The sequence below is a fragment of the Listeria rocourtiae subsp. hofi genome (genome assembly GCF_963575615.1).
Taxonomy (GTDB): domain Bacteria; phylum Bacillota; class Bacilli; order Lactobacillales; family Listeriaceae; genus Listeria_A; species Listeria_A hofi.
This window is the reverse complement of sequence record NZ_CAUYTL010000029.1, coordinates 1-14,599: the sequence shown is the minus strand read 5'-3', so window position 1 is coordinate 14,599 and position 14,599 is coordinate 1. Positions and strand designations below refer to the sequence as shown.

The window sequence follows — 14,599 nt, the reverse complement described above, 5'->3', positions numbered from 1 at the left end:
AAGTAGGCGACCTGAAGATGGATAAGAGATTATTGGATTATGAAGTTGGAGAAGGACTAGATTTGTTTTTATTAATTAAATCGAGTACGAGGGGAATCGCGAGCAATGGTAAGCCTTTTTTATCGTTAGTTTTACAGGATAAATCGGGAGAACTAGAGGCGAAACTGTGGGACATTTCGGACAGTGATGAGGAAAATTATGCGAGTCAAAATATTGTCAATATTGTAGGTGAAGTACAGAATTACCGTGGTAGAAAGCAGTTGAAAATTCGCCAAATTAGGCAGTCATCAGGAATTGACGGTGTAAGCATTGGTCAGTTTATGGAAACGGCGCCGATTGATAAAACGGAGATGACTGAAGAGGTTACAAAATATATTTTTGAGATGCAAAACGCGAATTTACAACGTATTACACGGGCGCTTTTAAAGAAGTATCAGGATGATTTTTTTGATTATCCGGCGGCAGTACGACACCATCATGAATTTGTTTCGGGGCTTAGTTTCCACGTGGTATCGATGTTGCGCTTGGCAAAGTCTATTGCGGACTTGTATCCGACGGTGAATCGGGATTTACTGTATGCAGGTGTAATTTTGCATGATCTTGGAAAAGTGATTGAGCTTTCCGGTCCTATTTCTACTACGTATACATTAGAAGGTAATTTGATTGGGCATATTTCGATTGTGGTAGAAGAAGTGAGTAAGATGGCGGATGAACTCGGGATTGACGGTGAGGAAGTCGTTATTTTGAAACATGTTCTTTTGAGTCATCATGGCAAAGGCGAATGGGGTAGCCCTAAGCCACCGCTTGTGAGAGAGGCCGAGATTCTGCATCAGATTGATTTGATGGATGCCTCGATGAATATGATGGATAAAGCGTTGCGCCATACGAAACCAGGCGAGTTCTCAGAGCGAGTGTTTGGCTTGGATAATCGGTCGTTCTATAACCCGAATTTTTAATGGAACGAATACTCACTGCGTTCGTACTCATATTGAGGCTCTAATTCAGCAGAAGATGCTTCATAAGAGCCACAACAAAGCGAAAACAGCCCGTTCAGCCTCGACAGAAATTGTTAGAGGGCGCAGTGAAAGTCCTCTTTTGACTTTTGCGGAGGCCACGAAAATTTTGAGTGTTTAGAAGGTAGTCAGTTTCATTCCAGTTAACTGTATGTTGAGGCCCTAAATCAGCAATCGATGCTTCACACAGATCCACAAGAAACCAGCAATCTCCCTGCCCCTCGAGGCAGAGCGATTGCTGGTTTCTTTAGAGTTTCCCCGTAATAAACTGCGCTTCTCCTAATCCAAAACTCCAATCGGTATTCTCATTTTCAGTAATTGAAATCATTAAATCTGTCGAAGCAATCCCACAAATAGTAGCTAACCTTTCAGCGGTGAGCCTATACAGAAGTTGTTTTTGTATCGCCGTTCTCTTTTTACTCACAATACTAAGCAAAACGAACTGCTCTGTTCGCTTAAATCCGAGCCCAGTATCTTCAACTACCATTTCATAGGGCTCGTGTTGATGCACAATCTGATAGCGATCGCTTTCAGGTACGTCAAATGCCTCAACCATGGCATCATGTACGGTATCCAGCAACTTCTTAATATCTGCGGGTGTGCGTCCTTTAATTAAATCAAATCTCAATAGTGGCATTCGTCTACTTCCTTTCCAATCTAGGTTATTTTGTAGCTATCTGAACATGGTTTTTCTTACAAAACGTTGCATATTCTTCAGAAAGCGGTTTTGCCGTGACAATGGTATGCACATTCTCGAGTGGGCAATAGGTTAGTAAGGTGGATTTGCCATATTTAGAGTGGTCAGCGAGCAGGATAATTTCTTCGGCTTTCATCACGATCCTTTTTTTGATTTCATATTCGAGTAAGTCCGAATTTGTTAGACCGTGGGAGATGGAGACACCGGTTGCAGCCATGAAGGCTTTGTTTACGTTATATTTATCAATTGTATTCGAGTCGTCAGTACCAACAAAGGATTTTGTTTTGCGCTTGTAGTTGCTCCCGATGATGATTAAATTAATGTTTTCCATCGCTGCAGCAGCATTAATAATGTCTAAACTGTTTGTTAAAAGCGTCACTTTTATACTCTTAGGTAAAAAATCCATGATGTTTCGTGTTGTTGTGCCGGAATCGATGAAAATAATCTCGTCTTCTTCTATATAGCTTGCGGCAATTTCCCCGATAATATACTTCTCCTCTTGATTTGCATGATCGCGATTCTCAAAAGGAATAAGGCGGTCGGAAGTGGTCCTTACTCCACCGTATACTTTCTGGATGGTTCCTTTTTCGAGGATTTTATTTATGTCACGACGAATGGTGTTCTTTGAGACGTCGAAGTGTTCGCATAATTCGTCTAAAGATGCTGTGCCTTTTTCTTGGATGAATTCTTCCACTAATTGCAGTCGCTTTTCTTTCATTTTTACATTCTCCTATTCATCAATAACTTGCCTAAAGTTTAACATATATTCAAAAGTTAATCAACATGTAACAATATGATGTGCTGATAGCTTGTTTTCTTTTATTTTAAATGGTTTTTGGCTATGTTTTGATGAATAATCGGAAAATGATGATTGACATTTACTCATGATAAGTATAGAATGTAATCAAGATGTTACCAAGAAATCACTTTTGAAAGGTTATCTTGAGGTGTTGTAGTATTTTTTATAAGGAATAATGAAAGCGTTTATATATGGAGGAGGAAATGTAGTGACAGAGACTAGAAAACTGAAGAATTTTATTGGTGGTAAATGGGTGGAGAGTGAGACAGCAGTTTATGAAGATGTTATAAATCCAGCAACAAAGGAAATTGTGGCGCAGGTGCCGATTTCGACTCGCGCAGATTTTGATAATGCGGCTAGTGTGGCGGCTGAAGCTTTTGAGAAATGGCGTCATGTCGCTGTTCCAAGGCGGGCGCGAATTTTATTTAATTATCAGCAATTGTTATTGAAAAATAAGGATGAACTGGCGCGCTTGATTACGATTGAAAATGGAAAAAATTTGACGGAAGCGCTTGGTGAGGTGCAGCGTGGGATTGAGAATGTGGAATTTGCGGCTGGGGCACCAACATTAATGATGGGGGATTCGCTAGCTTCGATTGCGACGGATGTAGAGGCAACAAATTATCGATATCCGATTGGTGTGATTGGTGGTATTGCACCGTTTAACTTTCCGATGATGGTACCTTGCTGGATGTTCCCGATGGCAATTGCGCTGGGGAATACATTTATTTTGAAGCCTTCCGAACGGACGCCGCTTTTGATGGAGCGCATTGTGGCATTGTTTACGGAGGCGGGTTTGCCAGATGGGGTTTTCAATGTGGTTTACGGGGCACATGATGTGGTGAATGGCATTCTGGAGCACTCTGAAATTAAAGCGGTTTCTTTTGTGGGCTCGAAACCTGTTGGTGAATATGTTTTCAAAAAGGGAAGCGAGAATTTGAAACGAGTACAGGCGCTTACAGGGGCAAAAAATCATACTATTGTGCTTGCAGATGCGAACTTGGATGATGCGTTGACGAATATTATTGCTGCGGCATTCGGCTCTGCAGGCGAGCGATGCATGGCTTGCGCAGTCGTGACAGTGGAAGATTCGATTGCAGATGAATTTGTGGCAAAACTGACGGAACGAGCGAGCCAGATTAAGATTGGAAATGGCTTGGATGATGGTGTTTCCTTGGGGCCGGTGATTCGTGCAGAAAACAAGGAGCGAACGCTTGCTTATATTGAAAAGGGAATCGCAGAAGGCGCTAATCTCGTTTACGATGGGCGAAGTGATACGTTGGATGATGGTTATTTTGTTGGACCAACGATTTTTGACGGGGTTACGACGGATATGACAATTTGGAAGGATGAGATTTTTGCGCCAGTATTATCAGTGATTCGAGTGAAAAATTTGAAAGAGGGGATTGCGATTGCGAACGCATCTGAATTTGCGAATGGGGCTTGTTTATTTTCAACGAATGCTTCGGCAATTCGTTATTTTCGGGAGAACATCGACGCGGGAATGCTTGGTGTGAACCTTGGTGTGCCTGCTCCGATGGCGTTCTTCCCGTTCTCTGGCTGGAAATCATCTTTCTTTGGCACGCTACATGCAAATGGGAAGGATAGTGTTGATTTTTATACACGTAAAAAGGTTGTGACGGCGCGTTATCCGAAGCCGGATTTTGAAGATTAGAGGAGATGTTGTAAGGATGGCAAATTTACTTCGGAAGCCAAATTTGGCAGAAGCTTGTGTACAGGATGTGGCGATTAGTGAGGATTCTCTGCTGAAATATGTTGGCTTTAAAATGCTGGATTTGGTAAAGGATGAAACGTATGAGGCGTCGCTTGGAAAATTGGAAGTGTGTATCGTTGCGCTTACTGGACGGATTACGGTAACCGATTTGGAGCAGACATTTGAGAAAATTGGACGGCGGGCAAGCGTGTTTGAGAGGATTCCGACGGATAGTGTTTATATTTCGAATGATCGGTCGTTTCGTGTGAAAGCAGAATCAGATGGGGTTCGGGTGGCCCTTTGTTATGCGCCTTCTGAGCAGCAACGACCGACTGTTTTGATTCCAGCAGAGGAGAACTCAAAGGAGCATCGTGGAAAATATAGCAATCAGAGAACGGTGCATAATATTTTGCCAGATTCTGTGAAGACGGCGAATAGTTTGTTAGTTGTTGAAGTTTATACGGAGGGTGGCAATTGGTCAAGTTATCCACCGCATAAACATGATCAGAACAATTTGCCTGCGGAGTCATTTTTAGAGGAGTCTTATTATCATGAGATGCATCCAGAGCAGGGGTTTGTTTTTCAGCGGGTGTATACGGATGATCGGTCCATCGATGAGACGATGGCGGTGGAAAATCGCGATGTGGTGCTTGTTCCCGTGGGGTATCATCCGGTTGGCGTGCCTGATGGGTATACGTCATATTATTTAAATGTGATGGCTGGGCCTGTTCGAACGTGGAATTTTCATAATGATCCGGCGCATGCATGGATTCTAGATCGAAAATAAGGAGGACTGTGGCTAAATGAAATATGTATTTGATGAAACGAAGAAATATGATGTGATTGCAGTTGGGCGGGCTTGTATCGATTTGAACGCGGTGGAGTACAATCGTCCAATGGAAGAAACGATGACATTTTCAAAATATGTTGGTGGTTCGCCTGCGAATATCGCGATTGGGACAGCGAAGTTGGGACTTAAAGTCGGTTTTATTGGCAAAATTCCAGATGATCAGCATGGCCGTTTTATTGAACAATATATGCGTCAAGTCGGTGTGGATACGTCGGAAATGGTGACGGATAAGGAGGGGCATAAAACTGGGCTTGCTTTTACGGAAATTAAAAGTCCTGAGGAATGCAGTATTTTGATGTACCGTGATCAGGTGGCGGATCTTTATTTGGAGCCTGAGGAGATTAATGAGGATTATGTGAAACAAACGAAAGCGCTAGTTATCTCTGGTACAGCATTGTCGCAAAGTCCGTCACGGGAAGCGATTTTGAGAACGGTGCAGTTGGCGCGAAAACATGATGTGAAGCTTATTTTCGAATTAGATTATCGTCCTTACACGTGGAAATCGACAGAGGAGACAGCGGTTTATTATCAGTTAGTTGCCGAACAGGCGCATGTGGTCGTCGGAACGCGAGATGAGTTTGATATGCTAGAAAATCAAACGGGTGGTGACAATATAGCGACTGTGACTGAACTTTTTGAACATACGCCAGAATTAATCGTGATTAAGCATGGCGTCGAGGGATCTTACGCGTACACGAAATCAGGTGAAACGTTCCAAGGAAAGGCTTATTTGACAAAAGTTTTGAAGACATTTGGTGCAGGTGATTCGTATGCTTCGGCGTTTCTTTACGCGCTTATTACGGGTGAAACGATTGAAACGGCGCTAAGGTTCGGAAGTGCATCGGCTTCGATTGTAGTAAGTAAGCATAGCTCATCAGAAGCGATGCCAACCATTGCAGAGATTGAAGCACTGATTGCAGCACAAGTTTAAAATGGAAGGTGGAACAGAAAATGGGAACGATTCGCCTGACGACGGCGCAAGCTTTAGTAAAGTTTATCAATCAGCAGTATGTTGGGATTGATGGTCATATTACACCATTTGTAGATGGGATATTTCAAGTTTTTGGTCATGGAAATGTGCTTGGAATTGGTCAGGCCTTGGAGGAGAATGCAGGTCATTTGAAAGTTATTCAGGGTAAAAATGAGCAGGGCATGACGCATGCAGCGATTGCTTTTGCAAAGCAGCATTTGCGAAAGAAGATATATGCCGTTTCTACTTCGGCTGGGCCTGGAGCGGCGAACCTTGTGGCTGCGGCTGGGACGGCTTTTGCAAATAATATTCCGGTGCTGCTTTTACCGGCAGATACGTTTGCGACGCGACAACCTGATCCAGTTTTACAGCAGTTAGAGCAGGATTACAGTGCTTCGGTGACAACGAATGATGCTTTGAAACCGGTTTCGCGTTACTGGGACCGGATTACGCGTCCAGAGCAGTTGATGAGTAGCTTATTGCGAGCGTTTGAAGTGATGACCAATCCAGCGACGGCCGGACCTACGACGATTTGTATTTCGCAAGACACAGAAGGTGAGGCGTATGATTTTGATGAGGCATTCTTCGAGAAGCGGGTGCATTATATCGACCGAAAAGCACCAACGGAACGAGAACTTATTGGCGCGCTAGAAAGAATCGAAGAAAGCAAGCGTCCTGTGATTATTGTCGGTGGTGGCGCGCGTTATTCGGAGGCTCGTGAGGCGTTACTTGAAATTTCTGGTAAGCATAATATTCCGCTCGTGGAGACGCATGCAGGGAAATCAACGGTGGAATTTTCGTTTAAAAACAATCTAGGCGGGACGGGAATCCTTGGAACGAGTGCCGCAAACGCGGTGATTCGGCAAGCGGATTTGGTAATTGGTATTGGGACGAGATATACAGACTTTACGACTTCCTCGAAAACGGCGTTTAACTGGGACGAAACAATCTTTTTGAACATTAATGTGAGCCGTCCACAAGCATATAAACTAGATGCTTTTCAGGTGGTTGCCGATGCAAAAGTGACGTTAGAACAGTTGGCAGAGCGACTTGGAGATTATCAGACGGCTTATGGTATGGAACTGGCAGAATTGAAAGCAGCATGGCTTGTGGAACGCGATCGATTGGCGAAGGTAACGTTTAATCGAGATGTCTTTGATCCGGAAATCAAGCATCAATTTTCACAAGCGGTTATGAACGAATATGCAAATGCTTTGAATACGGAGTTGTCACAAACGGCGGCTTTTCTGGCAATCAATGATACGGTCGCAGAGGATAGCATCGTCGTTGGTGCAGCTGGTTCGTTACCAGGTGATTTACAGCGGCTTTGGAATTCAAACATTCCGAATACATTCCACCTCGAATACGGTTATTCTTGTATGGGATATGAAATTTCTGGTTCGCTCGGTGCTAAGCTTGCAGCGCCAAATCAAGAAGTTTACGCTATGGCAGGGGATGGTAGTTTCCTCATGCTTCATTCAGAGCTCATCACGGCTCTACAGTATAACCATAAAATCAATATCTTACTTTTTGATAATTCCGGCTATGGCTGTATTAATAATCTGCAAATGGAGCACGGTAGTGATAGTTACTTTTGTGAATTCAGAACCGCAGATAATCAGATTATGAACATTGATTACGCCAAAGTTGCAGAAGGATACGGCGCAAAGACATATCGGGCAAATACAATCTCAGAATTAAAAGTAGCGCTAGGGGATGCTAAAAAGCAAACTGTCTCCACGTTAATTGAAATGAAAGTTTTGCCGAAAACGATGTCAGATGGTTACGATTCTTGGTGGCATGTTGGGGTTTCAGAAGTTTCCACGAAAGACAGTATCCAAAAAGCGCATGAAGCAATCAAAAAGAAATTGGAGAAAGCTAAAAAATACTAGAACCATAGGGGGTATTTGCTCATGATTAGATGGGGAATCGCGCCAATTGGCTGGCGTAACGATGATATACCGGAAATTGGAGCAGGAAACACGTTGCAGCACCTACTGAGTGACATTGTAGTTGCAGGTTTTGAAGGAACAGAGGTTGGGGGATTTTTTCCGGAAGCGGATATTTTAAATAAGGAACTGGCGCTACGAAAGTTAAAAATTGCTGGGCAGTGGTTTAGTAGTTTTATTATTCGCGATGGTTTGGATTCTGCCAAGCAGGAATTCACAAAGCACTGCGTCTATTTACGAAACGTGCACGCGAATGTGGCGGTTGTTTCTGAGCAAACGTATAGTATTCAAGGTCAAACTAAGAATGTTTTCACGGAAAAACCGCATTTTACTGCGCAAGAATGGGAACTTCTGCTTGATGGACTCAATCAATTGGGTGAGATTGCGAACGCATATGATTTGAAGCTTGTTTACCATCACCACTTAGGAACAGGTATTGAAACGGTGGCTGATGTAGATCGTTTGATGGCAGGGACGGACCCCACGCGCGTGCATTTACTCTATGACACGGGTCATATTTATGTAGCAGAAGGAGAGTACATGATGCTTCTGAAAAAGCATATTGATCGCATTGCGCATGTCCACTTTAAAGATGTTAGAAAAGACGTAAGGAGCACTTGTGAAAAAGAGCAGCTATCCTTTCTGGAATCATTTTTAAAAGGGATGTTTACAGTACCAGGCGATGGCTGTATTGATTTTCAGGAGGTGTTTCAGTGTTTGCTGGCCGCGGAATATAGCGGATGGATTGTTGTGGAGGCGGAGCAAGATCCAGCGATTGCGAACCCTTTAGAGTACGCCTTGATTGCTAGAAAATACATTGATGAAAACTTGCTACGAGCAAAAGTGGAGGAGCGAATGATATGAAAATTTCAGGACAAGATGGGCCCGATTTGGCATTGGAACAGGCGCCAGCTAATAAGCGAACGCCAAAAGCTTATTTACGTTTAATCACAATTATTTCGACTTTTGGTGGTTTATTATTTGGTTACGATACTGGGGTTATTAATGGCGCACTGCCTTACATGTCACAAGCTGGTCAATTGAATTTGACACCTGCTGGAGAAGGTATTGTAGCTAGTTCGTTGCTATTTGGAGCAGCATTTGGAGCAGTATTTGGTGGGCGATTGTCGGATCGCAGTGGGCGTAGACGCAACCTTTTGACATTAGCTGTCATTTTTTTCGTTGCGACACTCGGCTGTACATTTGCGCCAAGCATGGCTGTTATGGTTATTTTCCGGGTTTTATTGGGGCTTGCCGTCGGTGGAGCTTCCGTAACAGTGCCAACATACTTAGCAGAAATGTCTCCTGCGCATCGACGTGGGCGAATTGTAACACAAAATGAACTAATGATTGTAAGTGGTCAATTATTGGCTTTCACATTCAATGCTATTATCGGAACAACACTGGGCGAAGATGGTAACGTATGGCGTTATATGCTTGTTATCGCAACGATTCCAGCTGTTATCTTATGGTTCGGAATGCTAATTTTGCCAGAAAGTCCGCGTTGGTTAGCTTCTAAAGGAAAAATTGGGGATGCGCTGCGCGTCTTACAACAAATCAGAGAGCAAAATGAGGCAAGCAAAGAGTTAACAGAGATCAAAGATAATATTGCTGCCGAACAAGAACTTAAAAAAGCAACTTTTAAGGATTTAAGTGTTTCTTGGGTACGGCGTATTCTTTTTATTGGAATTGGAATCGCAGTTGTCCAGCAAATTACAGGCGTTAACTCGATTATGTATTATGGAACCGAAATTTTGCGGGATGCCGGATTTGGAACGGAAGCAGCGCTGATTGGGAACATTGCGAACGGTGTTATATCGGTTCTTGCAACCTTCGTTGGGATTTATTTACTTGGAAAAATAGGGCGTCGGCCGATGCTAATAACAGGGCTGATTGGTACAACTTGTGCGCTGCTACTCATCGGGTTTATGTCGATGTGGCTCCAGGGTACCGAGGCACTACCCTACGTCGTGCTGAGTTTAACCGTCACATTTTTGGCCTTCCAACAAGGTGCAATTTCACCAGTAACGTGGCTCATGCTCTCTGAAATTTTTCCGCAACGATTACGAGGACTTGGTATGGGAACAACGGTATTTTGCCTCTGGATTACGAACTTCTTTGTTGGTTTTTCGTTCCCAATTTTGCTGGCCAATGTCGGATTATCGGTCACATTTTTCATGTTCGCGGTGCTTGGCGTTTTTGCGATTCTTTTCGTCAAAAAATTTTTACCTGAAACGAAGGGGCATTCATTGGAACAAATCGAATATTATTTCCGAAACTATATCAAATTTAAATAATGAAAGCGCTATAAAATATGAATGTGGAGGAACAAAATATGAATTTACGATTTGGAGTTATAGGAACGGGTGCGATTGGGCGTGAGCATATAAAACGGATTAGCCAAACACTGGCGGGCGCGGAGGTCGTTGCAGTAACCGATGTAAACCCAGTGGCAGCACAACAAGCTGTGGATAAATTCCATTTAAATGCAAAAATATATGCAGATGATAGAGCGTTAATCGCAGCTACAGATGTTGATGCCATTCTCGTTTCCAGTTGGGGACCGGCGCATGAAGAAAGTGTGCTCGCAGGAATCGAAGCAGGAAAATACATTTTTTGTGAAAAGCCTCTAGCAACCACCGCAGAAGGTGCACGTCGGATAGTCGATGCTGAAATGAGGTTTGGAAAGCGTCTCGTTCAGGTGGGGTTTATGCGCCGATACGATCATGGTTACGTCAAATTGAAAGAGGCGATTGATGCCAACGAAATCGGCGAGCCATTGATGATTCGCTGTGCCCATCGCAATCCAACTGTGCCTGAAACCTATTCAACCGATATGGCTATTACGGATACATTGATTCATGAAATTGACGTTTTGCATTGGCTTGTAAATGACGACTATGCGAGTGTTCAAATTATTTATCCGAAAAAAACGAAGTACGCGTTGCCGCATCTACGTGATCCACAAATTGCGATTATCGAAACGAAAGGCGGCATCTCCATTACGGCGGAGATTTTCGTGAATTGTCAGTACGGCTATGATATTCAGTGCGAAGTGATTGGTGAAGACGGCATTGTGAAACTGCCGGAGTTCTCGAATATCGTGACTCGAAAAAGCGGCAAGTTGAGCCAAGATATCCTGATGGATTGGAAAGACAGGTTCCTTGATGCATATGATGTTGAAATTCAGGATTTCATCGATTCGATTCAGAAAAATGGCGCACCACAGGGCCCGACATCATGGGATGGATATGTTGCTTCCATAACTGCTGCGGCCTGTGTCAAAGCACAAGAATCTGGCGCGATAGAAGCCATTGAACTAGATAAAAGGCCTACATTTTATGCAGAAAAAGGAGCGGAAAAGAATGAAGTTGGCGCTTGATCCAAGCATGTTTCGCGATAATATGAGTATCGAGCAGATGATTTATAAAACCGCTGAACTTGGCTATAAATACATCGAGTTGAGTCCACGTGAGGATTTCTGTCCTTTTTATAAATATCCGAAAGTAGACAAAGCGAAAATAAAACTTGTGAAAAAATGCTTGCGAGACACAGGACTAGAAATATCGTCGTTGTTACCACTTTACAATTGGGCAGGACCAGATGAAGAGCGTCGCGTGGCAGCAGTGAGAAACTGGAAACGCGCCATTGAAATCGCCGTTGAGTTAGATGTGGACTTGATGAATAGTGAGTTCAGTGGAACGAAATACAATCCGGTTGTTTGCGAAGAGAAGTTCGTGAAATCGATGGATGAGCTAATGCCAGTTTTCGAAAAAGAAGGTGTGCGTCTGAATTTACAGGCCCATCCGCTTGATTTTATTGAAACAAATACAGGGGCGATTGATATGATTCGAGCGCTTGATCAAGATTGGATAAAACTTGTATATTCCACGGCACACACCTTCTTTTACGATGATGGTATTGGTGATGTCGGCAAGATGCTGGATGAAGCCGGCGATTTACTCAATCACGTCCTGTTTGCCGATACATTCAATCATAAAGCAGCGTATGGCCTGCGTTACATCGTGAATCCGCCCGATGCAGAGGTAACGATTCATCAACATCTTAATATTGGGCAAGGAGAAGTCGATTTCGAGCTGATTTTTCGTAAATTGCGTGAGATGGAATTCGACGGAATCGCGACAAATGCTGTTTTTGCATGGGTAGACAAAGCTGAGGAATCCAGCAACTTCATGCTCGAAACAATGAAAAAAGGCTTAAGCTAAAAATAGAAAAGAGGAACGCACGATGAAGTTATGTTTCAATGAAGCAACGACACTTGAAAACTCTAATTTGGAGAAAGATTTAGAAATCTGCGAGGCAAATGGCTACGATTATATTGAAATTCGGAGTGTGGACAAGCTTCCAGAATACTTAAAGACGCACACGCTAGACGACTTAGCAGACTATTTCGCTAGCCATCATATCAAACCATTAGCTCTAAATGCACTCATATACTTCAACAATCGCGATAAGGAAGGACATGACGCCATCATTCAAGAGTTTCGAGAAATGATGGCTATCTGTGGCAAAATTGGTGCTAAATACGTTGTCGCCGTTCCGCTCATGGCTCCCGATAAAATTTTGAGAAAAGATATTAAAGCAAGTAGCATCGCAGTCCTTGAAGAATTATCTGATATCGCAAAACCACATGGTGTCAAAATCGCCGTTGAGTTTATCGGTCATCCAGAATGCACCATTAATACATTTGAAGATGCCTACGATATTGTACAAAGCGTAAATCGTGATAATGTTGGCCTCGTTTTCGACTCTTTCCATTTTCATGCGATGGGCTCCAATATTGAAAATCTGAAAAATGCGGACGGTAGTAAAATCTTCCTTTTCCACATTGATGACACCGAGGACTTCCAAATTGGTATACTAACAGACGATGATCGCGTTTGGCCAGGATACGGCGCCATTAACCTCGGTGCACATATTTCAACACTCCAAACACTCGGATACAGCGGCGCGGTTTCTGTGGAACTTTTCCGACCAGAATATTACAAGCTAACCCCCGAAGAAACCATCCGAAAAGCAAAAGAAACCACAATTAGCGTAGTATCGAAGTATTTCAATAGATAACGACGAAATCCACGAGTGGCAATTTTTCACTCGTGGATTCAGTGTCTAAGAAAGATGAGGAGGACACCAAATGTTAGTATCCCTAAATGAAGTAATCACGAAAGCACAACGCGAAAAATATGCCGTTGGACAGTTCAATATCAATGGTTTATCATGGATTCACGCCATTCTAATTGCCGCCCAAACAGAAGCATCGCCCATCATCGTTGCAGCCTCCGATCGCATGGTCGATTTCTTAGGAGGATTCCAAACCATCACATCCATGGTTAAAAAGCTAATCACCGCATACCACATCACAATCCCTGTCGTGCTTCACCTAGATCATGGAATCACCGTCAAACGCTGCAAGCAAGCTGTCGATGCCGGCTTACCTCTGTCATGTTTGATGGATCCAAACACTCAATTACGGAAAATATTCGACTTACTAAAGAAGCCACCGATTACGCCCACGCACATGGCGTCGATGTGGAGGCAGAGGTGGGGACCGTTGGCGGCAACGAAGATGGTATCATTGGCAATATTCACTACGCTGACCCCAAAGAATGCATCCAACTCGTCAAAGAAACTGGCATCGATGCTCTCGCTGCAGCACTTGGCTCCGTTCATGGCAACTATCAAGGTGAACCAATGCTTGGTTTTCAAGAAATGGTCGCCATCCAGCAAGCCATCACAATTCCACTTGTGCTCCACGGTGCATCGGGCATCCCAACTGCTCAGATCAACCGCGCTATCTCATTAGGACACGCCAAAATTAACGTTAACACCGAATCTAACCAAGCCTGGCTCGCGGCTATCCGCAAAACGCTTACTGTTAACCCAACGACGCACGAGCCTCAACTTATCCTAGAATCAGGTCGTCAAGCTATCATTGAAACCGTCCAATCTAAAATCCACGAATTCGGTTCCGCAGGCAAGTGTCATTGATGGGTAACATGTGTACCTGTGTACTGAGGCCCTAAATCAGCAAAAGATACTTACAATACGCTTAATTTTTGAATCACTCCTCAAATCTTGCTATACTATACAAGCAATCAAAAAGCAAAAGAAATGAGGAATAAGAAATGATTAATAAAATCGGTCAAGTAATGCTTTATGTCAACGATCAAGAGGCACTCGCAAAATTTTGGACAGAAAAAGTAGGCTTCGTTATCTTATCTGAAAATGCACCTGGTGCACCAGAACGTTGGATTGAAATCGCACCTGCAAAAGATGCGGCAACGACATTTGTGCTTCAAGACAAAGTAGCGGTGGGTAAAGCTCAGCCGGAAATGAACTTGGGAACACCATCAATCTTGTTATATGGTGATAACCTAGATGCTATGTATGAGGACTTCAAAGCAAAAGGAATTACAGTTGGTGAACTAGTTGACATACCGAATTTCGGTCGGGTGTTTAACTTCGCAGACATTGAGAATAATTATTTCGCCATCCTTCAAAAATAAGTAAAAAGAGTCTGAGACAAAAGGTTCTCTGACCTAGAAAAATACGTATCCAAAATCTGCATTTAGATTTTGGATACGTA

13 protein-coding genes and 1 pseudogene are annotated in these 14,599 nt (G+C 43.3%); 12 read left to right on the top strand and 2 right to left on the bottom strand.

What is annotated here, in order from left to right; translation table 11 throughout:
• Positions 1 to 17: 17 nt before the first annotated feature.
• Positions 18 to 956 carry a 3'-5' exoribonuclease YhaM gene (gene yhaM / locus R8925_RS11975; RefSeq protein ID WP_430536095.1) on the top strand — a complete coding sequence of 313 codons (939 nt, stop codon included), beginning with the start codon at positions 18 to 20 and terminating at the stop codon, positions 954 to 956.
• A gap of 304 nt (positions 957 to 1,260) precedes the next feature.
• On the opposite strand, the gene R8925_RS11970 is transcribed toward yhaM, so the two are convergent.
• Together R8925_RS11970 and R8925_RS11965 are read right to left on the bottom strand one after the other, a co-directional pair.
• Entirely contained in the window at positions 1,261 to 1,650 is a 390-nt protein-coding gene (locus tag R8925_RS11970; RefSeq protein WP_430536075.1) for a tautomerase family protein, read from the bottom strand.
• A 25-nt stretch (positions 1,651 to 1,675) separates the two neighbouring features.
• Positions 1,676 to 2,428, bottom strand: coding sequence for a DeoR/GlpR family DNA-binding transcription regulator (locus R8925_RS11965; protein WP_430536074.1), 753 nt, complete (start codon positions 2,426 to 2,428; stop codon positions 1,676 to 1,678).
• 289 nt (positions 2,429 to 2,717) lie between these two features.
• Here R8925_RS11965 and iolA point away from each other — a divergent pair, with 289 nt between their 5' ends.
• The 11 genes and pseudogenes from iolA to R8925_RS11910 all read left to right on the top strand — a co-directional run bounded on the left by iolA (position 2,718) and on the right by R8925_RS11910 (position 14,519).
• Positions 2,718 to 4,184 (top strand): methylmalonate-semialdehyde dehydrogenase, encoded by a 1,467-nt coding sequence (iolA, locus tag R8925_RS11960; protein ID WP_430536073.1) that lies wholly within the window; start codon positions 2,718 to 2,720, stop codon positions 4,182 to 4,184.
• A gap of 16 nt (positions 4,185 to 4,200) precedes the next feature.
• On the top strand, positions 4,201 to 5,010 hold the full coding sequence (gene iolB / locus R8925_RS11955; protein ID WP_430536072.1) for a 5-deoxy-glucuronate isomerase: 810 nt from the start codon (positions 4,201 to 4,203) through the stop codon (positions 5,008 to 5,010).
• Between the two features lie 16 nt (positions 5,011 to 5,026).
• A complete protein-coding gene (gene iolC / locus R8925_RS11950; protein WP_430536071.1) occupies positions 5,027 to 6,004 on the top strand; it encodes a 5-dehydro-2-deoxygluconokinase in 978 nt (325 codons plus the stop codon).
• A gap of 20 nt (positions 6,005 to 6,024) precedes the next feature.
• Positions 6,025 to 7,935 carry a 3D-(3,5/4)-trihydroxycyclohexane-1,2-dione acylhydrolase (decyclizing) gene (gene iolD, locus R8925_RS11945; RefSeq protein ID WP_430536070.1) on the top strand — a complete coding sequence of 637 codons (1,911 nt, stop codon included), beginning with the start codon at positions 6,025 to 6,027 and terminating at the stop codon, positions 7,933 to 7,935.
• A 21-nt stretch (positions 7,936 to 7,956) separates the two neighbouring features.
• On the top strand, positions 7,957 to 8,856 hold the full coding sequence (gene iolE / locus R8925_RS11940) for a myo-inosose-2 dehydratase (RefSeq protein WP_430536069.1): 900 nt from the start codon (positions 7,957 to 7,959) through the stop codon (positions 8,854 to 8,856).
• Positions 8,853 to 10,289 (top strand): sugar porter family MFS transporter, encoded by a 1,437-nt coding sequence (locus R8925_RS11935; protein ID WP_430536068.1) that lies wholly within the window; start codon positions 8,853 to 8,855, stop codon positions 10,287 to 10,289. The genes iolE and R8925_RS11935 overlap by 4 nt, the downstream gene beginning before the upstream one ends.
• A 38-nt stretch (positions 10,290 to 10,327) precedes the next feature.
• Complete coding sequence (gene iolG / locus R8925_RS11930) at positions 10,328 to 11,374, top strand: bifunctional inositol 2-dehydrogenase/D-chiro-inositol 1-dehydrogenase (protein WP_430536067.1); 1,047 nt, start codon at positions 10,328 to 10,330, stop codon at positions 11,372 to 11,374.
• On the top strand, positions 11,358 to 12,218 hold the full coding sequence (locus tag R8925_RS11925; RefSeq protein WP_430536066.1) for a sugar phosphate isomerase/epimerase family protein: 861 nt from the start codon (positions 11,358 to 11,360) through the stop codon (positions 12,216 to 12,218). Before iolG ends, R8925_RS11925 begins: the two co-directional genes overlap by 17 nt.
• A 22-nt stretch (positions 12,219 to 12,240) precedes the next feature.
• Complete coding sequence (gene iolI, locus R8925_RS11920) at positions 12,241 to 13,077, top strand: 2-keto-myo-inositol isomerase (protein WP_430536065.1); 837 nt, start codon at positions 12,241 to 12,243, stop codon at positions 13,075 to 13,077.
• Positions 13,078 to 13,147: 70 nt separating this feature from the next.
• A pseudogene (gene fba, locus R8925_RS11915) lies at positions 13,148 to 14,001 on the top strand (class II fructose-1,6-bisphosphate aldolase).
• A 137-nt stretch (positions 14,002 to 14,138) separates the two neighbouring features.
• A complete protein-coding gene (locus R8925_RS11910; RefSeq protein WP_430536064.1) occupies positions 14,139 to 14,519 on the top strand; it encodes a VOC family protein in 381 nt (126 codons plus the stop codon).
• The last annotated feature ends 80 nt before the right edge of the window (positions 14,520 to 14,599 follow it).

Coding starts and splice junctions, on each gene's coding strand:
- iolI (WP_430536065.1), top strand. CDS start 12,241: ATGAAGTTATGTTTCAATGAAGCAACGACACTTGAAAACTCTAATTTG.
- R8925_RS11925 (WP_430536066.1), top strand. CDS start 11,358: ATGAAGTTGGCGCTTGATCCAAGCATGTTTCGCGATAATATGAGTATC.
- R8925_RS11935 (WP_430536068.1), top strand. CDS start 8,853: ATGAAAATTTCAGGACAAGATGGGCCCGATTTGGCATTGGAACAGGCG.
- iolE (WP_430536069.1), top strand. CDS start 7,957: ATGATTAGATGGGGAATCGCGCCAATTGGCTGGCGTAACGATGATATA.
- yhaM (WP_430536095.1), top strand. CDS start 18: ATGGATAAGAGATTATTGGATTATGAAGTTGGAGAAGGACTAGATTTG.
- R8925_RS11965 (WP_430536074.1), bottom strand. CDS start 2,428: ATGAAAGAAAAGCGACTGCAATTAGTGGAAGAATTCATCCAAGAAAAA.
- iolG (WP_430536067.1), top strand. CDS start 10,328: ATGAATTTACGATTTGGAGTTATAGGAACGGGTGCGATTGGGCGTGAG.
- R8925_RS11970 (WP_430536075.1), bottom strand. CDS start 1,650: ATGCCACTATTGAGATTTGATTTAATTAAAGGACGCACACCCGCAGAT.
- iolC (WP_430536071.1), top strand. CDS start 5,027: ATGAAATATGTATTTGATGAAACGAAGAAATATGATGTGATTGCAGTT.
- iolB (WP_430536072.1), top strand. CDS start 4,201: ATGGCAAATTTACTTCGGAAGCCAAATTTGGCAGAAGCTTGTGTACAG.
- R8925_RS11910 (WP_430536064.1), top strand. CDS start 14,139: ATGATTAATAAAATCGGTCAAGTAATGCTTTATGTCAACGATCAAGAG.
- iolD (WP_430536070.1), top strand. CDS start 6,025: ATGGGAACGATTCGCCTGACGACGGCGCAAGCTTTAGTAAAGTTTATC.